24 protein-coding genes are annotated in these 22,744 nt (G+C 62.7%); 13 read left to right on the forward strand and 11 right to left on the reverse strand.

What is annotated here, in order from left to right:
* Positions 1 to 300: 300 nt before the first annotated feature.
* From VGL40_07115 to VGL40_07130, 4 genes are all read right to left on the reverse strand, one after another.
* On the reverse strand, positions 301 to 915 hold the full coding sequence (locus tag VGL40_07115; protein HEY3315035.1) for an ABC-2 transporter permease: 615 nt from the start codon (positions 913 to 915) through the stop codon (positions 301 to 303).
* A gap of 49 nt (positions 916 to 964) precedes the next feature.
* On the reverse strand, positions 965 to 1,816 hold the full coding sequence (locus VGL40_07120) for an ABC transporter ATP-binding protein (protein HEY3315036.1): 852 nt from the start codon (positions 1,814 to 1,816) through the stop codon (positions 965 to 967).
* Positions 1,800 to 2,192 (reverse strand): GntR family transcriptional regulator, encoded by a 393-nt coding sequence (locus VGL40_07125; GenBank protein ID HEY3315037.1) that lies wholly within the window; start codon positions 2,190 to 2,192, stop codon positions 1,800 to 1,802. The genes VGL40_07120 and VGL40_07125 overlap by 17 nt, the downstream gene beginning before the upstream one ends.
* Positions 2,193 to 2,345: 153 nt before the next feature.
* Positions 2,346 to 2,966: a tetratricopeptide repeat protein gene (locus VGL40_07130; GenBank protein ID HEY3315038.1), complete on the reverse strand. Its 621-nt coding sequence runs from the start codon at positions 2,964 to 2,966 to the stop codon at positions 2,346 to 2,348.
* Between the two features lie 291 nt (positions 2,967 to 3,257).
* On the opposite strand from VGL40_07130, the gene VGL40_07135 reads away from it, so the two are divergent.
* The 9 genes from VGL40_07135 to VGL40_07175 all read left to right on the forward strand — a co-directional run bounded on the left by VGL40_07135 (position 3,258) and on the right by VGL40_07175 (position 12,061).
* Positions 3,258 to 3,743 (forward strand): Lrp/AsnC family transcriptional regulator, encoded by a 486-nt coding sequence (locus tag VGL40_07135; protein HEY3315039.1) that lies wholly within the window; start codon positions 3,258 to 3,260, stop codon positions 3,741 to 3,743.
* 46 nt (positions 3,744 to 3,789) lie between these two features.
* Positions 3,790 to 4,326, forward strand: a complete 537-nt coding sequence (locus VGL40_07140; GenBank protein HEY3315040.1) for an ECF transporter S component — start codon at positions 3,790 to 3,792, stop codon at positions 4,324 to 4,326.
* A gap of 65 nt (positions 4,327 to 4,391) precedes the next feature.
* Complete coding sequence (locus VGL40_07145; protein HEY3315041.1) at positions 4,392 to 5,174, forward strand: creatininase family protein; 783 nt, start codon at positions 4,392 to 4,394, stop codon at positions 5,172 to 5,174.
* A gap of 5 nt (positions 5,175 to 5,179) precedes the next feature.
* A complete protein-coding gene (locus VGL40_07150; GenBank protein HEY3315042.1) occupies positions 5,180 to 6,913 on the forward strand; it encodes an energy-coupling factor transporter ATPase in 1,734 nt (577 codons plus the stop codon).
* A complete protein-coding gene (locus tag VGL40_07155) occupies positions 6,906 to 7,703 on the forward strand; it encodes an energy-coupling factor transporter transmembrane component T (protein HEY3315043.1) in 798 nt (265 codons plus the stop codon). Before VGL40_07150 ends, VGL40_07155 begins: the two co-directional genes overlap by 8 nt.
* A 171-nt stretch (positions 7,704 to 7,874) precedes the next feature.
* A complete protein-coding gene (locus VGL40_07160) occupies positions 7,875 to 8,507 on the forward strand; it encodes a hypothetical protein (GenBank protein HEY3315044.1) in 633 nt (210 codons plus the stop codon).
* A gap of 330 nt (positions 8,508 to 8,837) precedes the next feature.
* Entirely contained in the window at positions 8,838 to 11,471 is a 2,634-nt protein-coding gene (locus tag VGL40_07165; GenBank protein HEY3315045.1) for a bifunctional UDP-sugar hydrolase/5'-nucleotidase, read from the forward strand.
* Positions 11,472 to 11,512: 41 nt separating this feature from the next.
* Positions 11,513 to 11,755 carry a hypothetical protein gene (locus tag VGL40_07170; protein ID HEY3315046.1) on the forward strand — a complete coding sequence of 81 codons (243 nt, stop codon included), beginning with the start codon at positions 11,513 to 11,515 and terminating at the stop codon, positions 11,753 to 11,755.
* Between the two features lie 108 nt (positions 11,756 to 11,863).
* Positions 11,864 to 12,061 carry a methyltransferase domain-containing protein gene (locus tag VGL40_07175; GenBank protein ID HEY3315047.1) on the forward strand — a complete coding sequence of 66 codons (198 nt, stop codon included), beginning with the start codon at positions 11,864 to 11,866 and terminating at the stop codon, positions 12,059 to 12,061.
* A gap of 156 nt (positions 12,062 to 12,217) precedes the next feature.
* Here VGL40_07175 and VGL40_07180 read toward each other — a convergent pair whose 3' ends face one another.
* The 3 genes from VGL40_07180 to VGL40_07190 all read right to left on the reverse strand — a co-directional run bounded on the left by VGL40_07180 (position 12,218) and on the right by VGL40_07190 (position 16,360).
* Complete coding sequence (locus tag VGL40_07180) at positions 12,218 to 13,762, reverse strand: protein O-GlcNAcase (GenBank protein ID HEY3315048.1); 1,545 nt, start codon at positions 13,760 to 13,762, stop codon at positions 12,218 to 12,220.
* Positions 13,763 to 14,054: 292 nt separating this feature from the next.
* Positions 14,055 to 14,903 carry a DNA-formamidopyrimidine glycosylase family protein gene (locus VGL40_07185; protein HEY3315049.1) on the reverse strand — a complete coding sequence of 283 codons (849 nt, stop codon included), beginning with the start codon at positions 14,901 to 14,903 and terminating at the stop codon, positions 14,055 to 14,057.
* Positions 14,904 to 14,947: 44 nt separating this feature from the next.
* The gene (locus VGL40_07190) at positions 14,948 to 16,360 is read right to left on the reverse strand and encodes an MATE family efflux transporter (protein ID HEY3315050.1); all 1,413 of its coding nucleotides are present in this window, start codon (positions 16,358 to 16,360) and stop codon (positions 14,948 to 14,950) included.
* Between the two features lie 185 nt (positions 16,361 to 16,545).
* Between VGL40_07190 and VGL40_07195 the strand changes: the two genes are divergently transcribed.
* On the forward strand, positions 16,546 to 17,130 hold the full coding sequence (locus VGL40_07195; protein ID HEY3315051.1) for a GNAT family protein: 585 nt from the start codon (positions 16,546 to 16,548) through the stop codon (positions 17,128 to 17,130).
* Between the two features lie 79 nt (positions 17,131 to 17,209).
* On the opposite strand, the gene VGL40_07200 is transcribed toward VGL40_07195, so the two are convergent.
* Positions 17,210 to 17,407, reverse strand: a complete 198-nt coding sequence (locus VGL40_07200) for a hypothetical protein (GenBank protein ID HEY3315052.1) — start codon at positions 17,405 to 17,407, stop codon at positions 17,210 to 17,212.
* Between the two features lie 353 nt (positions 17,408 to 17,760).
* Between VGL40_07200 and VGL40_07205 the strand changes: the two genes are divergently transcribed.
* A complete protein-coding gene (locus tag VGL40_07205; GenBank protein HEY3315053.1) occupies positions 17,761 to 18,675 on the forward strand; it encodes a winged helix-turn-helix domain-containing protein in 915 nt (304 codons plus the stop codon).
* Between the two features lie 2 nt (positions 18,676 to 18,677).
* A complete protein-coding gene (locus VGL40_07210; protein HEY3315054.1) occupies positions 18,678 to 20,099 on the forward strand; it encodes an MFS transporter in 1,422 nt (473 codons plus the stop codon).
* Positions 20,100 to 20,191: 92 nt separating this feature from the next.
* On the opposite strand, the gene VGL40_07215 is transcribed toward VGL40_07210, so the two are convergent.
* The 3 genes from VGL40_07215 to VGL40_07225 form a co-directional block, all read right to left on the reverse strand.
* Positions 20,192 to 21,112: an ArsA family ATPase gene (locus tag VGL40_07215; protein ID HEY3315055.1), complete on the reverse strand. Its 921-nt coding sequence runs from the start codon at positions 21,110 to 21,112 to the stop codon at positions 20,192 to 20,194.
* Entirely contained in the window at positions 21,072 to 21,470 is a 399-nt protein-coding gene (locus VGL40_07220; protein HEY3315056.1) for a hypothetical protein, read from the reverse strand. The genes VGL40_07215 and VGL40_07220 overlap by 41 nt, the downstream gene beginning before the upstream one ends.
* Positions 21,471 to 21,568: 98 nt before the next feature.
* Positions 21,569 to 21,874, reverse strand: coding sequence for a metalloregulator ArsR/SmtB family transcription factor (locus VGL40_07225; GenBank protein ID HEY3315057.1), 306 nt, complete (start codon positions 21,872 to 21,874; stop codon positions 21,569 to 21,571).
* Positions 21,875 to 22,167: 293 nt separating this feature from the next.
* Here VGL40_07225 and VGL40_07230 point away from each other — a divergent pair, with 293 nt between their 5' ends.
* Positions 22,168 to 22,617: a GntR family transcriptional regulator gene (locus VGL40_07230; protein ID HEY3315058.1), complete on the forward strand. Its 450-nt coding sequence runs from the start codon at positions 22,168 to 22,170 to the stop codon at positions 22,615 to 22,617.
* Positions 22,618 to 22,744 lie beyond the last annotated feature (127 nt).

Below are 22,744 nucleotides of genomic sequence, written 5' to 3' on the forward strand. Positions count from 1 at the left end.
ATCCTTGGTATCACTGCAACCGGTGCGAAAGAACCGGGCCCGGACACATAGATACACGCCCCAAAAGACCCAATCGTGGAAACCCTTCTCTGGCGCCCAGTTGCGCCATTCTTTTACCTAGTGACTGTCGAACTCGGGTGAGAGGGTCCACCGTTCCCCGTTCAAGAACAAGAGGAGCGAGAGACGTTGCTCTCGCTCCTCTTGTCTGGACCATGCTGATTTGTGGTCCCGGTTTTCTAATCCTCTTTGAGGCTCCCGTCCGGCTTGGATAATCGAAAGTGGACTGGCGGTTTCGCCCCCTCACAGTTCCACCCTCTCGTAAATCAAGCAAGACAAAGAACATGACACAGCGAGCAAAACCAGCCCCAGGCCGATTCCGCTGATCAAGATCATTGCTTGGTGGGAAGCGAAGTATTGAAGGGCCTGGCTGATGTGCTTGAGGAGATCGGTCCGCCTGACGACAAAACCGCCCAGGACAGCGAGGACGTAGTACGGCAGGTTGGCGAGCACGTAGACCTTGGCGAACGGGTACTTGAAGTAGATGGGCAACAGGACGGCGAGGAACAGGCAGAAATAGAGGAAGGAAGCGGACACCGCGGCTATGTAGGTGAGGCGGTCCCCGGTGTGGAGGAGCGATGAAAGCACATAGGTGATCGCGCTGGCGACGATCCCGTTGATGACGACAATAAGCAAGGCAAACACATATCTGCCGATGACGACGTCGGTCTTTCGGATCGGCAGGATGCCATAGAGCTTGCTTAGGTTGTTCCTCTCGTATACGGAGAAGTACAGGCCGAGAATGGGCGCCGAAATAACCACGGGAATCACGACCGCCAGGGCCGGTACCTTGGTCATCACCGAGAGGAGCACGCCGATGGCGTAGATGTAGATGAAGACCTTATAGTAAGTCCTCATGATATGGTCATCCAAGCGTACCGATTTGAGGACATCACTCATCGTCTTGTCAGGCCTCCTTGCTGATGCAGACCAGGATTTCATCTATCGTCGGCGTTTCTGTGACGACCCCTTTTGGCGCGTAGGCCAGGTCGGAAGCCGGCAACAGTCCGGCAAAACCAGTGTTGCTGGTGTAGAGTCCGATGATTCTTTCACGCAGTGGGCTCTTGAGATCGTCTGGGCCGCCCTTCACGGTGTAGAAGCTCTCGAGCAAGTCATCCTTCGTCCCGGTGTAGAAGATCCTGCCCCTCCTGATCAGGGTGATGTAGTCGGCGATCTTCTCCAGGTCGGTTGTGATATGGGTCGAGAAAAGGATGCTCCTCTCTCCATCAGAGATGTAGGTGCTCAGAATCCCCAGGAGCTCATTGCGGGCGACAGGGTCGATCCCGCTCGTTGGTTCGTCGAGGATCAGCAGCTTAGCCTCGTGAGACAGGGCCACGGCGAGCATCAGCTTGAGCTTCATCCCACGAGACAGGTCCTTGACCTGTTTGTCGAGGGGAAGTCTGAAGCTCTTCACGTATTGACCGTACTTCTCGCTGTTCCAATTGGTGTAGAAGCCTTTGAGGGCTGTCTCGACTTCCGCGACCCTCCAACTGTCCACGAAATAGATGTCGTCGAGAACCACAGCGATGTCTTGCTTGATCCTTTGCTCGTCCTCGATGTTGTCCAGGCCGAAGATCTTGACCGTTCCAGCGGTCCGTCTGACCATGTTCAGGAGGAGACGGATCGTCGTTGTCTTGCCGGCGCCGTTCTCGCCGACAAGTCCCATGATATAGCCCGCAGGCAGAGAGAAGGAAACGTCGCGGAGTGAGAAGCCTTTGTAGTCCTTGCTCAGCTCTCGAACCTCAATGGCGTTCTTCATACTCATTCTCCTCCAATAAAGACTCGAGTAGGCGATGCAGCTCTTCCCGGGACAGCTTGGCGATCTTCGCCGTATCTATGGCCGCCGAGAGACTGCCCTCGATCTTCCGAGTGAGTTGCTCCCGCACAAGCTCAGTGTCCTTGGGACAAACGAAGCAGCCTTTCCCCTGGATGTTCGTTATTAAGCCTTCCCGTTCCAAATCGGAATAGGCCCTGGTCGTCGTGATGACGCTGATTTTGAGATCCCTGGCCAGTTGCCTTATGGATGGGAGCACATCCCCCTCGTGCAATTCATCGCTCAAAATGGCTGACCGCACCTGCTCTTTGATTTGCTCATAAATGGGTTTCCCTGAGGCATTGGTAATGACTATCCGCAATATAGGATCACCCACACCGCTTCAGTGTCTTTACTGTCTATAGACGATATTAACACCGGAGCCATGGCGTGTCAACCCGCCAGAGAAGCCCGTCTTCCGGAGTGAGCTGAACACAATAGTGCACAGCGTGCTGCACGGTGAGCCCCCGTCGGGTCAGGCCCGAGCGCAAACCTCGGTCGCCTCCGCGCCGACGGATGTCTCAATCTCCGCACGGACTCTCGGTGCGCCTTCTGTGAAGCCGCTGGAATCGACCTCAAGGGCCGTCCTGAACTCCTTGACGGCGGTGTCGACCTTGCGAGGGTCCCTTGACCATTCCTTGGCCACGAACCGGTCCAGGTCGGGGGAGTCCATCCAGCCGCCTTGATCGTGTAGGATGCCCTCGAACTGGGCCAAACAGATGATCCCCAAGCCGTAGTGCGCGTCGGCACTCTTCGGGTTCAGGCGGACAGCCCTGGTGTACTTGTCGGCCGCCTTCCGCAGGCGTCGCTGCTCGTAGTAGAAGGTCGCCAGGTTGTAATGAAGCTGGGCCTCGTTGGGACTCAGCTGCAGGGCCTTCTGGAATTCCGCCAGGGCCTTATCCGGCTTCTTCCGGGCGGCATGGGCGATTCCCAGGTAGCTATGGGCCCAAGCGCTGTCGGGATTGATCTTCACGGCCTCGGCGAATTCCTGTGTGGCTTCGGCCAGCTTACCTTGCCCGAGCAACGCGTTTCCGCGTTCCAGGTTCTCATTTACGTTCGGGTATTCACTTTTCTTGGGCTTTGAGAACAGAGCCATGTGGAGCCCCCTCCCTACAAACGCTGGATGCGTATACCGCAAGCCAGTGGGTGGATTGGACAGCGCTTGACGAAATCCTCCATTCCCCCCCCACGCGTAGACAATCGAAGAGGGCCCCCCGGATGGCTCGCGGCATCCCGGGGGCTTTCTTGTCGGCTTATTGGTGACCCCTTGCCGGTCCGGCCCCGTAGAAGGATATACAGATGTCGCCTATCACCCGGATTAGGTTGACAACTGCTCAGTAGAATGCTAAAGTTACTAACAGATGTAAGGTATGCCAGAGGTAAACTCATGACTTTAGACACGGTCGACCTTCAGATCCTTGAGATCCTCGCCGACGACAGCAGGACGCCCTATGCGGATATCGCCAGGCGTCTAAAGCTGTCCCGGGCTGTTGTCACCAACAGGGTCAACGGGTTGATCGCGAGGGGAGTGATACGACAGTTTGCCGTGATCGTGGATCCCAAGACGCTCGGTAGGGACATATGTGTGCTCTTTGAGATTGACACCGCTCCCAAGCATGCTGAGGAGACGGCCAAGATCCTTGCCGAACAGGACTGCACCGCTCAAGTCTACACAACCGGGACCGCCTCAGTCTTCTGCCATGCTTTTTTCCGCGGGAGCAAAGAATTCGAGGACTTTGTGGCCCAGATTGTCGGCCGGCTTGAGGGCGTCAGAGGGATGAAGACTAACCTTCTCTTGGGTTCTTACCGCGGCAAATCACCGGCAATGTCGATGGAGCTGAACGACAGCGAACGAACCACGAAAAAGGACTAACAGACGGAGGTTGCTACTAGTGAACGAACCTGCGGAGAAAAAGACGGTGCGAACGTACCGATACTCGACCGTGGACCTCCTGATCATGGCTGTGGTTGCCGCCATCGGGGCCGTTGTCAGCGCTTTGGTCATCAACCCCTTGGTGAGGACCCTCAACCTGGGTAGCCCGTTCCTGGCGATGTGGCCCGGGTCCTTGCATCTACTGGCCATCGTCTTGGGCGGATTGCTTGTTCGCAAGCCAGGCGCGGCGATGGTCACCGCTCTCATGAATGGTCTGTTGCAGATGCTGTTTGGAAACACCGCGGGCGCCCTCTGCCTGATTTATGGGGTTGGCAACGGGGTCGGCGCCGAACTCGGAATGGCTCTCTTCCGGTACAAGTTCAAGCCCGCCTCGGCGATCATCACGGCTGGACTCGCCACGGCCACCGGCTTTGCCGTCGACCTCATCTACTGGTTCGGCAACTTCGCCCCGCAGTTCAAGGTGCTGTATATCGTTGACGCCTTCTTTGCCGGATCGGTCGTCTGTGGTCTTGTCTCTTTGGGAATCATGCAGGCCCTGAAACGCGCCGGCGTGACTCGGTGAGATCATGCAGGAGGTCTCCGCGAAATGCGGAGACCTCCTGTCGACAAACGGGAGGCCTCCAGTCCGTGAACCAGTCATATTGGCTCAATACCTATGAAGACATCAGAGATGGCGCCGCGGAGTACGTCGTGGTGCAGCCAATCGGGTCGACTGAACAACACGGGCCGCACCTACCCGTGGGTACGGACAGCCTGATCACCACTTCCATCATCGAGAAGTTGGAGGCCAGTCTGGCGAGGGAACGCCTGCCCATATGCTTCCTCCCCCTGTTGCCCTACGGTAAGAGCAACGAACACGACAATTTCCCGGGGACCATTTCGCTCAGCCTGGAGACCCTGATCAGTGTTCTCAGAGACGTCGGGAGAGGGTGCGCCAGAGCCGGTTTTAGGAAGCTGATCATCCTTAACGGACACGGCGGAAACCACGAAACCATCGACCTGATGACGCGCGAGATCCGGATACAGACGGGCATGGGCGTCTTTGCCGTTCACCCGTTTCTCAAGATACAGCCGCAAAGCGGAATGAACCTGTCCAGTGAAGAGGCCAAGTTCGGAATCCACGCGGGAGAGGTCGAAACTTCTCTCCTTCTGAGAATCCGCCCCGACGCCGTGAAGACGGAAGCCTTCAAGCCGGAGTATCCGTCCCTTATCGCCCGAACGCGGGAAATCGACTTCTCCGAACGGGTGCCGTTCGGGTGGGTGACTGAAGACGTCTCCACTCTGGGCACCATCGGGGACCCGACCCGCGCCTCGAGGGAATCAGGGGAGTCCCTCCTCGACGGCATCTGCGCTTCCTTGGTCGCGGTCATCAGGGAGATCTGCAGCATTCAATGGAAGTCGGGGAGATGAGCCGGATGGACACGAGGCTTGAGGTCAAGGACTTCTCGTTCACGTTTCCAGACCACACCGAACCTTTCTTGAAGGACATCAATCTGACAGTCGAACCCGGTGAGTTCGTCGCCGTCGTAGGGCCATCCAGTTGCGGCAAGAGCACCCTCGCTCTGTGCATGACCGGGTTCTACCCGAGCGTCCTGGGTGGCGCCATTGGAGGCAGCATAAGGGTCGGAGGCCTGGACACGACCTTCTCCACGGTCGCCGAATTGGCCACCAAGGTGGGCATCGTTTTCCAGGATCCCGACAGCCAATTCTGCAACCTCTTCATCGAAGAGGAGCTTGCCTTCGGCCCCGAAAACCTCCGCGTGGACAGGGAGGAGATCCTCAGGCGGGTCGGCAAGTACCTTCACTTCGTGAACCTGGATGGCTTCCAGCGTCGGCGGATAGCCGAGCTGTCGGGCGGGCAGAAGCAACGAGTGGCGATAGCCTCGGTCATGTCGATGGAGCCTGACGTCCTCATCCTCGACCAACCTACCGCCAATCTGGATCCGACCGGCAAGGAGGACATCTTCGAGACACTGTACCGGCTGAACCAGGAGACCGGCAAGAGCCTGGTCCTCATCGAACACCAGATCGACGAGTTGATCAGATACGTCGACCGGCTCATCGTCATGGACAAAGGTCGGATCGTCGACCAGGGGGCTCCGCGCGACGTCCTGCTTCGACGCGGGGAGTGGATGGAGAAGGATTGCGGACTGTGGGTCCCTGAGGTCAGCCGGCTGTCCTTCGCGCTTACGGGGGGGGACTCGACGCCTGACATGATGCCTCTTTCCGTCGAGGAAGCGGCACGTCTGATGCGCCCCATGGTCGCGGAATTGAGGGAAGGGCAAGCCGCGTCCCCTGCGCCGGACCGGCGAGAGTCCGGGCCGGTGATAACCATTGACCGAGTCAATTTCGGGTATCCGTCAAAACCCAACGTCCTCAAGGGGGTATCCTTCGAAGTCAGGAAGGGAAGCGTCACCGCCCTGATGGGGGAGAACGGGTCCGGCAAGACCACCCTTTCCCTCATGATGGTGGGCTTACTCAAGCCTGACTCGGGGACGATCACCATCTCCGGCGTTGACACCAAGAAGGCTCCCCTCAAGGAGATCTGCTCCAAGGTCGGGTACGTCTTCCAGTACCCCGAGCACCAGTTCGTGACCGACACGGTCAGGGACGAATTGGCCTACGGCTTGAAGAACCAAGGACTGTCCCCCGACGAAATCGGCGCCCTGGTCAAGGAGACCCTCGAGACCGTCGACCTGGTTGGGACGGAAGACAGACACCCCTTCACCCTGAGCATGGGGGAGAAACGGCGGCTGAGCATCGCGACCATGCTCGTCAGGCGGCCGGACGTGCTCATCCTCGACGAACCATCAGCCGGGCTCGATTGGCGGAATGCCAAGTACATGATGGACATCCTGCTCAAGTTGAACCAGGCCGGAGTGACCATCCTGATGATCACCCACACCACTTACCTGGTGGCCCGTTATGCCGAGCGCGTGATCGTCATGGATCAGGGTGAGGTCGCTTTTGAAGGGTGCCCCTTGGACCTGTTCGAGAACCTGGAAACCATCCGCACCAAGGCGATAGAGAAGCCCGAGGTGCTCAAGGTGATCGAATTCCTCAGGAAATCCGGGGTGAGCGGGTTGCCCGCCTTCCTTACCGCCGATGATGTGGCCGCGGCCCTGGGGAGGTGTCGCACCAGTGCTTAGGCTGTCATACATCGAGGCCGATTCGTTCCTTCATCGCCTGGATCCCACCAACAAGTTCCTCTGGTTGATCGGCACCGCTTTCTTGTCATACGTGGTGACCAACCCGGTTCACCAGACCGTGGTTCTGCTCTTGACGGTTCTCACGGCCCTGGTCCTCGGGAGGCTACCTTTGAAAGAGTTCTTCTGGGGGATGACCCTCTTCGTCACTTTTGGCGTCATCCTGTTCATCATGCAAGTCCTCTTCTACGTCGGCGCCGACCAGGCGGTCCTGTTCACCGTGGGACCCGTCCACATCAGGACGGCGGGCTTCATCTTCGGACTCAACCTGGCCATCAGGGTCTTCGTCCTGGGAGCCAGTGCCCTGTCCTTCATCATGACCACGGAGCCAAGAAGAATGATCTATGACATGGTGGTCAGGCTCCGGTTCCCGTATCGGTTTGCCTTTGTGTTCTATGCGGCTCTGCGCTTCATCCCGATCTTCGAGAATGAAGCCAACAATATCCTGAACGCCCAAGCGGTCAGGGGAAGTGCCGAGGTAGAAAAGGGCCTGTTGGGCAAGATCAAAGTCTACAAGAGGCTGGGGGTGCCGCTGATCACCAGCGGCCTGAAGAAGGCCAAGCTCTCCGCCATCGCCATGGACGCCAGGGCGTTTGGCGCATACCCCACGAGGACCATGACATACACGTACGACACTCCCAGGGTGGGTTACCTCTTCGGGGCGACTCCGTGGGTTGCCTTCGTCGCCTATCTCTCATGGCTGTTGGCGACGGGCGGGTGGCATATTTCGTAGCCCCCCGTGCCGGCCGCCGACCATTCTCTTCCCAATCACTAGACCCAGCGAAAAGAGAGCCCGAGCTCTCTTTTTTTCTGCCGACACGAGAGTCACTCCGGCTCCCGGAGGGAAACCAGGGCCTGCCCCAGAACAGTACAAATGTTGCGACATGAAAGGAGATGGATGTCCATGACCGAAAATGCCCTGCGAGCCCTGAGCGTCTTGCGGGACGGCAGCCAGTTCAAGTGGTACGTCATCCCCCTGCTGGCCTTTATGTTCTACGTTTACACCGTAGAGGCCGAGAAACGCAACTGGAACCTGGTCCTGGCCGGGCTCGCCTTCTGGGGCATGGACTGGTTCAACGAGATCTGGAACGCGCTGGTGCTGCACTTCACCGGTTACGCCCCGGTCTGGGGAGCCCCCGGCAACACGGCCTTCCTCATCCTGGTCGGGCTGAATATCGAGATAATGTTCATGTTCGCGGTCTCCGGCGTGATCTGGAGCAAGATGCTGCTGCCGAAGAAGGAAGACAGGATCTTCGGCCTTCCGAACCGTTGGTTCATCGCCGTGGTCGGGTCGGCGTTCTGCGTCTTGGTCGAGTACCTCCTCAACAGCGCCAACGCGCTGACCTGGGACTATCCGTGGTGGAACCGCGGCGCCCCCTGGCTCATCTTCCTGTTCGGATACCTGACGTTCTTCGTGGTGGCTTTCTGGGTGTACGACATGAAGTCCCTGAAGCAGAAGCTCCTCACCGTCGGAAGCATTTGGGCCTTGGACATCCTCGCCCTGGTGCTGTTCATCCCGGTGCTGCACTGGATCTGAAAGACCACCAACGAAGAGCAAGCTCAAAAACCAGGGGGATGATGGTAGAGGCGGCGAATCGACGATGACCACGGCCGCCAATCGGCTTCAGAGAGCACTGCCGCCGGGTCGTGGCCACCCGCGGGTAGGTCCGGTCGAAAAGCCGGACGCCCTCGACGGCGAAGTCCAAGGGAGAGTCGCTCAGGCGGCTCTTTTTTGTGACCGGGGAGCCGGCGGGCTACCATCATGAGGACACCCTGGGGATAGAGGAGTCTGACACCAAGAGGGGAAACGTTCAGGGGCCCAACACCCGGTTCGGCCCAACCTGCCCGATTTAAGGAGGGTTCCCTGATGAGACGGTCGCGGCAGCTGCTGGCCATCACCCTCTGTGTGCTCCTGCTGGCAAGGGTATCATCGGTGGTCCTGGCCGGTGCCGACCCGGCGGATAACGGCAACGGCGTCATCACCCCCCAGCTGTGGTCATCGACCCAGGACTACGACTGGTACAAGGCCTTGAACGTGGTGACGGAACGGTCCAAGGGCCAGCCCCAAACGTTCCAATATCCGTTCACGGTCAAGGCTACCGTCGCCAGGCTGGCCATCGACAACGATGGCATCAGAGAGCTGGAGGTGGCCGTCAACGGCCGGCGGCTCAACCTGAACACCTTCTTCGACCAGGGGAAGGGGAAAGCCGTCTTCGACATCAGCGGGCTGGTCCAATGGGGTGAGAACACCCTGGACGTCCAAGCCCTCGGCACCCCCAACGCGATCGCCAAAATCGCCGTCGAGGCCCCGGCCCTCGATGTCCGCGTGCTGCACCTCAACGATATCCACGGCAAGCTGGACCCGCTGGCCAAGGTGGCCGCCTACGTCAAGGCGGCCGAGGCCGCCAGTGGATCCGTCCAGACCTACTACGTCGACGGCGGCGACGACTTCAGCGGTGACCCGGTCACCGACCTGAACAAGGGCGTCCCGATGATCGAAGTCCTCAACGCCTCCGGCTTGGATCTGCTGGCCGTCGGCAACCACAACCTCGACTACGGCCCGGCCAACACCCAGGCCCGCCGGGCGGAATCACAGTTCCCGTGGCTCTCGGCCAACACCGTCGTCGTCGACCAGGCGGCGACGCCGATCCAGCCCTTTGACGGGTCCAAGGTCTACACCAATGACCTCGGCCAGAAGACCGCCTTCATCGGCCTGACCGAGACCCCGCCGTCGACGGGGGCCAAGAACACCGTCGGCCTGCGCTTCGACGACCCGCTGGCAACCGCCCAAGCGCAGGTGGCAGCGGTCCGCGCCGAGGCCAACCTGGTCGTCGTCGTCTCCCACAATGGCCAGGACTTCGATCAGCGTCTGGCCACGGCCGTGCCCGGCATCGACCTGATCATCGGCGCCCACTCGCACACCTACGACAGCTCCCCGTTGATCGTCAACGGCGTGCCCATCATGCAGGTCGGCTCCGGCGCTACCGACCTCGGTGACCTGGCCGTCAGGCAGGCCGAACAGGTCATCGTCAGCGGCGGCGCGGCCGGTGGCGCCTACACCGTCCAGGTATCCGGACTCACCATGGTCGACCCCGAGGTCCAGACCATCGTCGACCGGTGGAACGCCCTGATGGGCTCGACCCTCGACGCCAAGATCGGTTACACCCCGATCGCCCTCAACCGGGATGACCGCTATATCAAGGACGTCTCCATCGGCAACCTGATCACCGATGCCATGCGGTCCTACATGGGCACCGAGATCGCCCTGACCAACAACGGCGGCATCCGCACCTCCATCCCGGCCGGTGACATCACCATGCGGCAGGTCTACACGGTTCTGCCCTTCGGCAACTTCGTGATGAAGGTCAACCTGACCGGCGACCAGCTCCGCCAGATCATCGAGTTTTCCTACGTCCGCGATAACCGGTTCCAACTCGACCTGCAGACCTCCGGTTTGACCTACACTATCTACACCGGCCCGGGCGGCGTCTTGGACCATGTGGTCCTCAAGGTCAACGGTCAGCCGATTGACCCGAACCAGGTCTACAGCGTGGCCATGGCCGATTACATCGCCACCGGCGGCAGCGGCTACCCGGTGCCGAGCATGGCGGCGCCGGTCGACATCTCCTCGGACGTCGACGCGATCATCGTCGGGGAGTTCATCCGGTCCATCGGGAACCTCAACTACCCGGCCGCCGAGGGGCGGATTGTCCTCAAGGCCGCACCCATCCCGGTGCCCGTCACGAAGCTCAACTTCTACAACAGCTCGAGCCTGCTCGCGGCGGCCGGGGACGGCGCCCTGACGAAGCTGACCGACCAGGCCGACATCCTGGTGTGGGGCGAGTCCACGGCTTACCAGTACGAACGGAGCGCCACCCCGCCGAAGAACTTCACCAAGGTCGATGCCGGCCAGCCCATTCCCCTGGCCGCCCTACAGTCGGTCGGCAGCGGCAAGGTGGTCGGCGTAGGGGCCATCATCGTCGCCAACGGCTATCGCGCCAGCTACCAGAACCCGCAGTGGTTCACCAACCTGCTCGACCTGCTGACCGGCCGGTCCACCGGGGCCGTCCTTATCGACGAGGGCCACGGGCAATACTACGACAACACCCGGTTCACCCAGGTCAAGGACTTCCTGTCCGAGCGCGGCTACACCGTCGGCTACACCGGCAAGAACACCGCCCTGACCGCCGACAAGCTGGTCGGCGTGGACGCCCTGGTGATCACCACCCCCGGCACCGTCGGTGCCTACACACCGGCCGAGCTGGCGGTCCTCAACGCCTACATGGCCGGCGGGGGCAACGTCGTCCTGATGTCGCAGACGGACTACGGCAACAACTCCAACCCGACCGAGATGAACACCATCTCAGCCGGACTGGGCTCGGCCATCCGGTTCAACAGCGACGAGGTGAGGGACAACACCAACAAGGATGGGTCCAGCAACTACAGCCCGACGACGACCCAGTTCAACATGAACTACCCGTCGCTCCTGAAGACGCGGTAGGGGATTGAGGGCTTGATCGAGGGATTCGAGTCCCGACATCGGTGATGCGAGGTGCGGCCGCGATGGGCTTCGACCCGCTGCAAGTGACCGTCGACGGCAAGCCCGTCCGCCTCTTTCGGGGGGCCACCGTCCGCCACGCGCTGATCAACGCGGCCGCCGGCTCCCGTCTGGTCAACCTGGTCCAAAGCGGCCGCGCGGCCGTTTGGGATGAGACCCAAGACGCCCAAACCGACCTCGGCGGGGCTCTCTATGACGGCCAGGTACTGGCGGTCAGGGAGACCTAGCGGCCCCGGAGCCGCGACCAAACGGCTGAAGGAGGGTGGGGATGCGCTTCCTTCTGGTCAAGCTGGCGTCCAGCGCTTTGGTCGGTTTGATGGCCCGCGTATGACAGGGTGGCCGGGACCCTGGCCGGCGCGGCCGAGGTCATCGGACTGGACTTCTCGCCCAGAATGATCGAGGTCGCCACGGCCAAGGCCGAACGGACCGGGCTGAGCAATGTCCGCTTCATCCGGGGGGACGCCTCGAACCCAGGTCTGACGGACTTCTGCGACCTGGCCACGGCCCAGAACGCCCCCCTGTACCTGGATTGACGATCGAGGAGGCTGGGCCGGTCGGTAAGGGCATGGTCGTCGTCGGGCACAAGGGCTGACCAGGGCCGCCCGGCCGCGGATCCCATCGGGAAGCTGAGGCAATGGAAAGGGAGGGTCGCTGAGCGGCCCTCCCTCGTGTCCTCCGCCTCGTGACCCTTACCCGGTGATTGCTTTGGCCCTGTCAATGACCTTGCCGATGAAAGTCTCGACGTAGCCGGCCGCGATGTAGGCCTTCGCGTCCTCGGTCTTGATGTCCGCCAGGGACTGCCGCAATTTGGGCAGGTCGGCCTTGACCCCGGCTGCGTCCCGACGGTTCACGGCCTGATCGACCTTCACCGCCAGGAGCCCGGCCCGCCCCTTGTCGCGCAAGGCCACGGCCCAGGGGGCGATGTCGTCATAGAGTCCGGGACTAGTGGCCGCGGCCAGTTGCTGAGGGAGCTCAGCCATCGCCGTCAATTCCTGCTCCAGCGCTGCCGGGGCGGAAGCGGCACCCCTCCAGTAATCGGCGACGACCTTGGCCAGCCCCGGCGCCTCGCTGTCGTAGACCACCGACGACCGAGCGTATGAGGCGAACTTGAGGAGGACCTGGCCGCCGGGCCCACAGACGGCCAGGTGGCCGGCGGCCTCGGTCCAGGCGGCGGCCGGGTCGTACCGGCTCGGGTCGGCCAGGTAGGCCGCCGCCGTGTACAGCGGTAGCCGCGAAGCTTCCGCCTGGATCAGTGGATTGATGAGGTAACCGCCGACGTGGCCGGCCAGCTTGGCGTCGCGGCCGCGGAGCGGCCCGAGGATCAGGCTGTGGAGCTTCTGCTGGACATACGTGTAGTCGTTCACCGGGTAGTTGTCCCAGACGATCGCCTTGCGCTTGACGATGGCCGCAAAGGCGTCGGCGTCCTTGGCCGTGATCGTCCTCGAGAGGACGCCGGGACCGGTCCAGATCAGCGGGATAGCGGCGGCGAGGCGGCCGCCGAGGGAAGTCAGGTAGGAGTCGGCCTTCGTCCCCCAGTAGTGGCTGGGGGTCATCCAGAGGGTGAACCCCGGGTCCTTGGCCCGTTCCGTGCGGTAGAGCCAGTTGGCCAGGTCGGCCTGGGCCAGGGCATAGTTCTGGCCGTATAGGGCGGCATCGGCCGGGGTCAGCTTCTCCGGGACATCGTCGACGGACAACATGAAGGTCTCGATCCCAAGGCCACGCAGCTGGTCGACCTTGGTGGCCAGGGCATCGCGGTCGGCCTTGGAGCTGTAGGTGATGTTCAGCCCGGGGCTGATGGAGTAGACGAAGTCCACCTTGTCCCCGCGGGCCCGGGCGAGGAGGGCGCTGAACCGGGCGACCTCCGCCGCGGGATAAGCCGTCCGCCAATCCTGGCGCTGATAGGGGTCGTCCTTCGGGGCGTAGACATAGGTGTTCAGCCCGACCCGGGCCATGAAGTCAAAGGCCGCCAGCCGCTGGGCTTGGGTCCACGGCTGGCCGTAGAAACCCTCGACGATGCCGCGGACGGCAAAGGGGCTCTTGGTCGCATCGATCCAAACCGCGCCGTCGGCCGGCTGGTCCGGCGGGGTTGAAGACGGCGGGGCGACCACGGCCGGCGGCTCCTTCACTGGGGTCGATGGGCGCCGGGTCAGGCCCGGCAGAGTGCAGCCGCTGACCGCCAGGGCCAGGGCGAGGGCGCCGGCGATGATTCTGGCCGGGAGATTGAACCGGGGCAACAGGACCGCCTCCCAACCGGGCACGGGTCGTCCGGGCGGTCCCGAAAAGGCTATGTCCGCCGGGGCAATCGTCTCGGGATAGTCTCGAACAGATACGCAAAGCCGTTGCTTGGTTGAACATTCAACAATACTCTATGGCCGCCGTTCAGGCAATGGTCTGGATGGTCTTCTTTTGACGTCGGCGGCGCGGCCGCTGTTCCCAGGTAACGGATGGATTGTCTGCCGGCCTATCGGCGGCAAGAACGACGCTGAGGCCGCCCGAAGGCGGCCTCAGTTTGGGGAACCCAGCCACTCAGCCCTGCTTGACCTGGCACTTCGGGCAGACGATCTGCATCGTGCCGCCCGTCTTGACTTTCTCCATGGTCGTCCCGCACTTTGGGCAGGGCCCGCCGGGGTGCCACGCGGGATCGTACCGGCCGTGCTCATTGTGCAGGTCGACCTCGTATTTCAGGCCGCCATCGTCGACCGCTTCGCGGAGGGCGCCCACGGTGGCCTCATAGAGCCTTTTTAACTCAGCCGCGGTCAGTGACGGGATCTTCCGGTCGGGGTGCAACCGGGCCCGCAGCAGGATTTCCTGGATGTAGACATTGCCGATCCCGGCGATCTTCCTCTGGTCCATCAGGACGGCCTTGATGGCCCCCTTGCGGCCGGTCAACAGGTCGCGGAAACGGCCGAAGGTGAACTCGCCGTCGTCCATCGGGTCCAGCCCGAGATCGGCGGTCATCTTGTGGGAGGCGAGTTCGTCGGCCGTGACGGCGTGGGCATAGCCGAACCACCAGAAGTTGATCGTCAGGTAGGAGCGGTCGCCGAAGGTGAACTTCAGCCGGTACTTGGCCGGCGGCGCCTCCCCGGGCTTGCGGAGGAGCACCTCGCCGCCCATCCCCAGGCTGAGGAGGAAGTGGGTTTCTGGTCCGGGCTTGCCGCCCGACCCGGCCTTGGACCCCGGTTCGAGCTTGACGAAGACCCACTTGCCCCGGGAAGTGACCGGCCCGATCTTCCTCCCGACGACCAGGTCCTCGAACTCCTTGACCGGGCGATTGAGAATCTTGACCTGGAGGACTTCGACTGAAACGATCTTCTTGCCGCGCAACTCCTGGTCCATCTGCCGGGCAAGGTTAAGGATTTCCGGTAGCTCGGGCACCCGACAACACCTCCGCTGACTGGAATCCGAACCTGGGCAGCCGACTATGCGGTCTGGACCGGCGCCGCCGATTCCGGCGCTGGAGCGCCTACCCGGACGCGAGTCTTGAGCCAGCGCCCGGTACGGAAGACGAGGAAGGTGACCACGGCCCGGGCGCCCCAATCGGCCAACATGGCCACCCATGCGTAGTAGACGGGCAGCTTGAGCCAGGCCACTAGAACGAAGGTCAGGGGGACCCGAACGAGCCAGGCCCCGCCCATGGTGATGAAGAGGGGGGTGCGGGTGTTGCCCGCGCCCCGCAGCGAGCCGCAGAGAATATCGGTCACGGCCATCAGGGGCTGGGCGAACCCGGCCACTCGCAAGCACTGAGAGGCCATCCGGACGACGGCCGGCTCTCCGGTGAAGATGCGGACGAAGAGCGACGGGACGGCCAGGAAGAAGAGGCCGATGCCGCCCATGACGGCCATTCCCACGACCAGGCATTGCCGGACGGCTTCCTTGGCCCCGGCCTCGTCGCCCGCCCCGAGCTTCTGGCCGGCCAGGATGCTGGCGGCCACGGCGAAGCCATAGCCCGGCATGAACGAGAAGGCCTCCGCGTTCATCGAGACGTAACTGGCGGCAGAGGCCACGCTGCCGAGGGCGGTGACGAAGAACATCCCGAAGGTCCTGGCGGTGTCCATGGTCAGCGACTCGACCCCGCTCGGCAGGCTCAGGCGGGCCAGTTCGCCCGATGGACCCCGGCCCCGGGTTAGCTGCGACAGGCGGAGGCCGAGGCGGCAACGCGGGCTGAAGACCCAGGCCAGGGCCAGGCCGGCCCCGAAGACCTGGGCTAGGACGGCGGCCAGGGCCGAACCGATCACCCCGAGCGGCTGGTTGCCGAAGTGCCCGAAGACCAGCCCCCAGGCCAGGATGATGTTGACCACGTTGAGCAAACCGGTCACGAACATCGGGGTCCGGGTGTCCCCGGTGGCCCGGATGGCTGAGAGGGCGATCATCGCCGGGAGGTAGACAGGCGCGCCCATGGCCAAAATGCGGATGTAGGTCGCGGCCGACGCCTGGGTGGCGGCCGGGAGGCTGGTCAGTCCCATCACCCGGCCGGCGCCGAGGAAGGCCGTCACCATCACCGCCAGGCCGCAGAAGAAGGCCAGGCGCAGAGCCTGGGCGGCGGAGCCGGTGGCGGCGTCGCGACGGCCGGCCCCGATGGCCCGGGCGACCAGGGCGGTGACCCCCGTTCCGAGGCCGCCGAAGGCCCAGATGACGGTCCAGTAGACCTGGCCCCCGTTGCCGACGGCGGCGACGGCGTCGGCCCCGACCCGGCCCATGAAGGCCGTGTCAACATTCCAGACCAGGGTGTGGAGGATCAGCTCGATGATGGCCGGCCAGGCCAGGAGAAAGATCTCTCGCCTGAGCCGGTTCACGTTCTCGTTTTTGACGATGGTGGTGGTGGCTTCGATCATGGTATCCCCTTGGGTCTCTGAGCCGGTTTTGGCGCAACTCATTAATTATACCATATCTTCCGACAGTGACCGGACAAGCCGTCGGCCGAAATATCTAAGGTCGACCCGGGCCACCGACGCACTCAAGGGTTTATGGCGACCGATGAAGAAAGAACGAGCGAAACGAAATCCCTCAGGAGGGTTCCATGAGCGTTCAAGGGCAGCAAGATAGGCGAGCCTTCCTCACCGGCGCCGGGGTTTACCTCAGGCCGCTCGAGCGCGCCGACCTCGACTACGTCCGCCGCTGGTATAATGACCCGGAGACGAGGGCCCTGACCGGGATGGCCACCCCGATGAGCGAGGCGGCGGCCGAGGAATGGTACGAGTCGGCCAAGAATGATCGGGACCGAGTCTGGTTCATGGTCGTCAGCCGCGACGAGGACCGGGTCATCGGCGAGGCCGGGCTGTTGCGGATGTACCACCCCTGGCGGACGACCGACTTGACGATCATCATCGGCGAACCGGAGGCCCGTGGACACGGCCGCGGCACGGAGGCGATCAACCTCCTCCTCGACTATGCCTTCGGCCATCTCGGGTTTCACCGGGTGTCCATCGGCGTGGTCGGTTTCAACCAGAGGGCCATCGAGTTCTACGAACGGGTCGGCTTCAAGCGCGAGGGTCTCCAGCGGGACGGCTACTACTACAACCACGTTTTCCACGACTTCGTCATGATGAGCATCCTTGAAAACGATTTCAGGGCCCTGCGCCAAAAGGAAAGACCCCGAGACTGACCCCGGGGCCGCTCGTTGGTTGATGGTTTTTCATCGGCCGCTGTCGGTCGGCGGCCACCGTCGGTCTGAGCCGGCGCTATCACTGTCCGGCGGGGCCGGTCACTTGCCCGCCACGGCCTTGTCCGCGTCGGCGATCAACCGCGGCCGGGTGGAGCGCCGGGGGGAGGGTCACCCCGATCTCCTCACTCCACCTGGCGAACTCGGTCAGCACGTCGGCATCCAGGTGACGGGCCGCGTTGATCAGGTGGCCGAGGAAGTAGGCCAGGCATCGCCGCATCTCACTCTTGAGTTGCTCAGGCTGGGTCTCCCCGGCCCAGGGCAGCCCCCGGACCGCCGTATTGACCCATGTCGTTCCTCCGTTGATGGGTATGTTTGCCTCGGAGATTATACCACAACGGAGCGGTTCTTGAGGGGGTGGCGTCTTTGGCCGTTGTGGCGTCTTTGGCCGCCTTCTAGTCTGTCGAAAGTCACTGCGGACCGGCGGGCAGGGCTCTGACCGCCGGTCCTAGTATTTCGGGCTTGCCATTCCCGAAGTGTTCGGTTATCATCTAACTAGAAACAGAGTTCGATGGAGGTCGAACAACAATCGCCTATCGCCTTGAAGTCGACTGGGCCCCCGCCTATGAGCTGGTGGTCAGCCTCGAGGCGTTCACCAGCCGACCGCTTCACAAGGCCCTTGACGCCGGCAGGGGTTGGGTCGACGCGACCCGCCGGCGAATCGGCCCGCGGTTGCGGGCGGAGCTGGAGAGGGAGGGGACGCCGGCGGTACCGGAGCCCCGGCGGCCTGGTCCCGAGCCCAAGGGGGGCTGGGACGTCCCGCTCGAACTGCTGGTCTGGTTGTGCCCCGGCAGGCGGGACGCGGCCGGCTTCATCAGGTGGCTCGAGCGGCTGACCGCCGGACGCTTCTACGAGCTCTTCGCGCCCTTCGTCCCCGAGGGCGCGCCGCCCATCCCGGCCGACGCCACGCAGATTATCGGCGTCCTGGCCGGTCGCCTGCGACGCTGGAACGAAGCCTACTTCCGGCAGGTGGATCCGGCCCTCCTCGAGGGGCTGGCCAAGGAGGCCGCGGTCCGCCGTCAACTGGTCAAGCGGTCACCCGCCGGGGCTTTCGAACGGGCCACTAACGGCGTCATCCTGGAGCCGGACCCGGGTCTCGAACGGGCTGTCCTCATCCCGCAGTATCACTTCCGGCCGTGGAACCTCCACGCCCGGCTCAAGGGGGCGGTCGTCTACCTCTATCCGGTCGACGTCCTGCCAACGGAGCCGGGCCACCCGTCGCCGGACCTTCTCCGCCTGACCCGGGCCCTGGCCGACGAGAGCCGTCTGCGGATTCTTCGTTTCCTGGCCCCCGAGCCGCGCCCGTTCAGTGACGTCGTTCGCTTTATCGCCTTAGCCAAGAGTACCGTCCATCACCACCTGGTGGCCCTCCGGGCCGCCGGCCTGATTCGCGTCCACGTCTTTCCGGACGGTCCCGAGCGTTACAGTCTCCGCCCCGGCTCCCTCGATCGCCTGGAGGAGCGGCTGGCGGATTTCCTTGAGGAGTGAGCATGAGCCAAGAAACGCGGCCGTATGAGCCGCCGAAGGACGGGTTCCGGACCTTCCTCATTGTCTGGGTCACCCAGTCCATCTCGGTCCTTGGGTCTAACCTGACCTTCTTTGCCACGACCATCTGGTTGACCCAGGTCCTCTACCCCCGCCCGGAGCAAAAGCCCGAGCTGGCCTGGGCCCTGTCGGCGGTCAGTCTGGCCTTTGCCCTGCCGACCATCTTCGGCGCGCCGCTCGCCGGGGCCTGGGCCGACCGTCACGACCGCCGGAGAACGATGATGGCCATGGACCTTGTCAGTGGTCTATTGAGCGTGCTCCTGGCGGCCCTCCTTCTGACCGGGCGGCTCAACCTCGGGGTCCTGCTGGCTCTCACCCTGGTGGCCGCGAGCGCCGCCGCCTTTCACTCCTCAGCCTTCGACACGTCCTACGCCATGCTCGTCCCGGACCGGCTGCTGCCCAGGGCCAACGGGATGATGCAGACGATGTTCTCGCTCTCCGCGATCCTTTCCCCGGCCGCCGCGGCGGCCCTCATCTCCCTGCCGGTCCTGGCCCGCCAAGGGCACCTGACCGGTGGTCTTGGAGCCCGGCTCGGGGGAATGGAGAGCGGCATCCCGCTGCCCATCGTGATCGACGCCGTGACCTTCTTCGTGGGTGCCGTGACGCTGGTCTTCCTGACCATCCCCTCGCCGGTGAGGACCGACCTGAAAAAATCCAACGGGCGCTTGGACAAGAGCATCTGGGCCGACGTCAGGGAAGGGGCCCTTTACATCTGGCACCGTCGTCCATTGCTCTGGCTGCTCGGCACCTTCGCCGTGGCCAACTTGGTGGATGGCCCGCTCGGTGTCCTCACCCCGCTGATCGTCAAGTTCAATCTGGCGGGCGACTGGGCAGGGCGCGGCTTCACGTTCGAAACGGCCTTTGCCTTGCTGGCCACGATCAGCGGGTTCGGCGGCCTGGTCGGCGGCCTCCTGATCAGCGCCTGGGGCGGCTTGAGGAAGAGGCGGGTCTACGGGGTCTTCGTCCCGATGATCTTCAGCGGTCTGGCCATGGTCGTCGCCGGTCGTTCGTCCTACCTTTACCTTGCTGCCGGTATGTTCTTTGCCGTCAACCTGACCTTCCCGATATGTAACGCCCACTCCCAGACGATCTGGCAGACCCAGACCCCGCGGGAGTTACAGGGGCGGGTCTTTGCCGTGCGTCGCCTGATCGCCCAGGGCTCGTTGCCCCTCAGCACGGCCATGGTCGGCCTGGTGACCGGGCTCCTCAACCCGGGCAGGGTGGTCGCTGCTCTCGGAGCGCTCTTGGCCGTCTTCTGCATCGCCCAGTTCTTCAACCCCTACCTGCTGAAGGTGGAAGACAAGGCCTTCCTCGACCGGATGGCCGCCGGCCGGTCGGTTGCCCAGGCCCCGACGCCGGCCGAATGACGTGATCCTGCCAAGCGTTGGATATTGTCCACACGCTGATGGATAATACCTCCGGGTGCTCCGCCCAGAGGGCTACTCGTTTGGTCCGCGCCTCAGTCACCGTAGAGCAGGCCACCGACCTCGCGTAACGTGGAAAGGTCTGAGACGTCGTGATCCAACAGCGGCAAGGGTGACCGGAGCAGGCCGGTGAATCGAGTCTCGATCTCCTTGAGGTAACGGGCCTGAAGCTTGGCCCGGGAGGACAGGAAGCGATTACCCTCGATAACCTCCGGTTGGATGCATTGGTTGACGACCAGGGCCTGAACCGGGATGCCGAGCCGGCTCAAACCCTTGATGGCGCTGTCGGTTTCCGCAATGGGCAACCGTTCCGGCAATAGGACCAGAGTGAAAACGGTCGCGCGGTCGTCTCGCAGGACCTGTAGGGCCCGTTCGTAGCGCAACCTGTCTCGCTCCAGATGTCCGAAATCATCGCCGTCCAGGTTCATCAATTGGGCGAGCCGCTCGCCTTCCTGGATCTGTTTCTGGAGGAAACCGGCCCAGTCGAACGGCATGGCCAGTTCGCGCAACGTCTTGCCGGTGGGAGCCGTGTCGAAGATCAGGACCTCGCTGTCGGGCTCCTCCAGGAAGGTTACGAATTGGTCAAAGGTGGCCATCTCTTCGGCGCATGGAGTGCTGATGACGTCGCCGCCAAGCGCCCCGGTCATCTGACCCATTACTGAGTCCAACCGTTTCTGAAAGACACCCTTGGCGTCGTTCGGGTTGATGTTGAGCCCGCACAAGTTGGGTACCTCCCGGATGGGCGCCCGGACCTCCCCGCCGATCTCTTGGCTGAACATGGTTGACAGGCTCACAGTCGGATCAGTCGAGACGATGGTCGTCCTGTACCCGTGGTCGGCGAACCACACCGCCGTCGCCGTGGCCACGGTGGTCTTGCCCACTCCACCTTTGCCTCCGAAGAACAGATACTTGGTCCTACCTTGAAGAGCCGTGAGGCGCTGGAGTCTTTCGTTCACTTGCATCCCCTCCGTTTTCCCTTGTTTCCGCGGCCTGTCTCAGCGCCGCTTTGACCTTCGCCAATTCAGGTAGGCCAAGGTCGACAAGACTACCGTCTACCAGGATCGCCGGAACTCCCACCCGGCCTGATTGGAAGGCCGTCATCAACCGGGCCATCACCGCCCTCGGGACGGCCCCGAAATAGGCCGTGGTAGCGGGGATCACCTTCACCTCAATGGTCACCCCTGTCTCGTGGCTGGCTTGCTGGACGAGGAGGCGAGCCTGCTCATCAAAGGCGGCCATCCCGGGGATGCAGCAGCTTCCGCTGATGATGATGACGGGCACGACGGTACTCTTCTTGCGGAACCCGATCTTCATGGGCGGCAACCTCCATTCGTTACTTCGCGAAATGACGATACGTTGGTCTCAAAAAAGGGCCGCATTTCGGCAGCCCGGCTCTCGCCCAACAACCTGGCCTACTGGTCCCATTTCCCTGGGCAGCATCTGGTCACAAGATCGGCGAACCTCCGCGTCAGGATCAGAAGATTGGCTCGATCGGGATAGTAGTAGACCTCCTTTCCCTCCCGATGGGCCTTGAGCAAGCCCGCCTTTTTCAGAACTGCGAGGTGCTCCGATGCTGTCGACTGGCCGATTCGTGAATCCTCAGCCACCTGGCCGACCGTGCGTTCCCGGCCATCCACGTACAGAAAAAGAATCCTCTGCCGAGTGTCGCTGGCTAAGGCCTTCAGGAAGTCCTGGACTTCATCGAGGGTAGTCGACATGGTTCAATCGCCCCATCAATCGGAAGTTGCCGATATGATTATGCCCCTTCGGCGAGGCTTTGTCAAGGCATAGACCCGGCCACCGGCATAGACCCGGCCACCTGGGATTGCCGAAAGTTGCCCCGACACCGCCTCGAAAGCAGGGCCCCCCAGGGGTGTCGGACTTTCGCACCACCAGATCACGCAGGCGGACTGCCGGTCGCCCCCTTGACACCCCCGGCCCCCCATTGTACAATTGTACTAGGACATTAGGACAATACTCGCGAAGCTGCGGTGGGAGGGAGGGCCAGGGCTTGTTCCATATCGATCCACACTCGGGAATGCCCATCTACTTGCAGCTGAAGGAACGTATCCGGCACGAGGTGACGACGGGAAGGCTCGCCCCGGGCACCCGCCTCCCGACCGTGAGGGAGTTGGCCATCGAGTTGATGATCAACGCCAATACGGTCAGCCGCGTTTATTCCGAGCTGACCAAGGAAGGCTACCTGGAGTCCCGCCAAGGCTCGGGCACCTATGTCCGGAAGGTCGATTCCGGGCTACGCGAAGCCCGCCGGGACCGCCTTCACGAGTTGCTCAAGGAGATCGTCGGCGAGGCCCTGAACCTTGGATACTCCCGCGAGCGGCTGGTGGCCGCCCTGAATCAGGAGATCGACGAGGCCGCCAGGGCCGGGCCCGGCGCTCTTGAAGGCCAAGGACGGCCCAGCGACCCACACCGACCCGTAGACAAGGAGGGAAAGCCTTGAATTCAGCCGCTCCCCTGGAGACCAGGGGCCTGAAGGTCAAGATCTTCTTCGAGACCCGCCACCGGAAGATAGAAGAGGCCGTCCAGACTTGGCTCGACGGCGAGAAGGGTTCGTCCATCGTCGCCAT

The sequence above is a fragment of the Bacillota bacterium genome (genome assembly GCA_036504675.1).
Classification (GTDB): Bacteria; Bacillota; Sulfobacillia; order JAJYWN01; family JAJZPE01; genus DASXUT01.

Bases quoted from the DNA above. Each gene is read 5' to 3' on its own strand.
- VGL40_07220 (HEY3315056.1), bottom strand. From the start codon at position 21,470: ATGAAGATCGGGTTCCGCAAGAAGAGTACCGTCGTGCCCGTCATCATC.
- VGL40_07115 (HEY3315035.1), bottom strand. From the start codon at position 915: ATGAGGACTTACTATAAGGTCTTCATCTACATCTACGCCATCGGCGTG.
- VGL40_07135 (HEY3315039.1), top strand. From the start codon at position 3,258: ATGACTTTAGACACGGTCGACCTTCAGATCCTTGAGATCCTCGCCGAC.
- VGL40_07210 (HEY3315054.1), top strand. From the start codon at position 18,678: ATGAGCCAAGAAACGCGGCCGTATGAGCCGCCGAAGGACGGGTTCCGG.
- VGL40_07225 (HEY3315057.1), bottom strand. From the start codon at position 21,874: ATGTCGACTACCCTCGATGAAGTCCAGGACTTCCTGAAGGCCTTAGCC.
- VGL40_07195 (HEY3315051.1), top strand. From the start codon at position 16,546: ATGAGCGTTCAAGGGCAGCAAGATAGGCGAGCCTTCCTCACCGGCGCC.
- VGL40_07200 (HEY3315052.1), bottom strand. From the start codon at position 17,407: ATGCGGCGATGCCTGGCCTACTTCCTCGGCCACCTGATCAACGCGGCC.
- VGL40_07165 (HEY3315045.1), top strand. From the start codon at position 8,838: ATGAGACGGTCGCGGCAGCTGCTGGCCATCACCCTCTGTGTGCTCCTG.
- VGL40_07190 (HEY3315050.1), bottom strand. From the start codon at position 16,360: ATGATCGAAGCCACCACCACCATCGTCAAAAACGAGAACGTGAACCGG.
- VGL40_07130 (HEY3315038.1), bottom strand. From the start codon at position 2,966: ATGGCTCTGTTCTCAAAGCCCAAGAAAAGTGAATACCCGAACGTAAAT.
- VGL40_07160 (HEY3315044.1), top strand. From the start codon at position 7,875: ATGACCGAAAATGCCCTGCGAGCCCTGAGCGTCTTGCGGGACGGCAGC.
- VGL40_07150 (HEY3315042.1), top strand. From the start codon at position 5,180: ATGGACACGAGGCTTGAGGTCAAGGACTTCTCGTTCACGTTTCCAGAC.
- VGL40_07120 (HEY3315036.1), bottom strand. From the start codon at position 1,816: ATGAAGAACGCCATTGAGGTTCGAGAGCTGAGCAAGGACTACAAAGGC.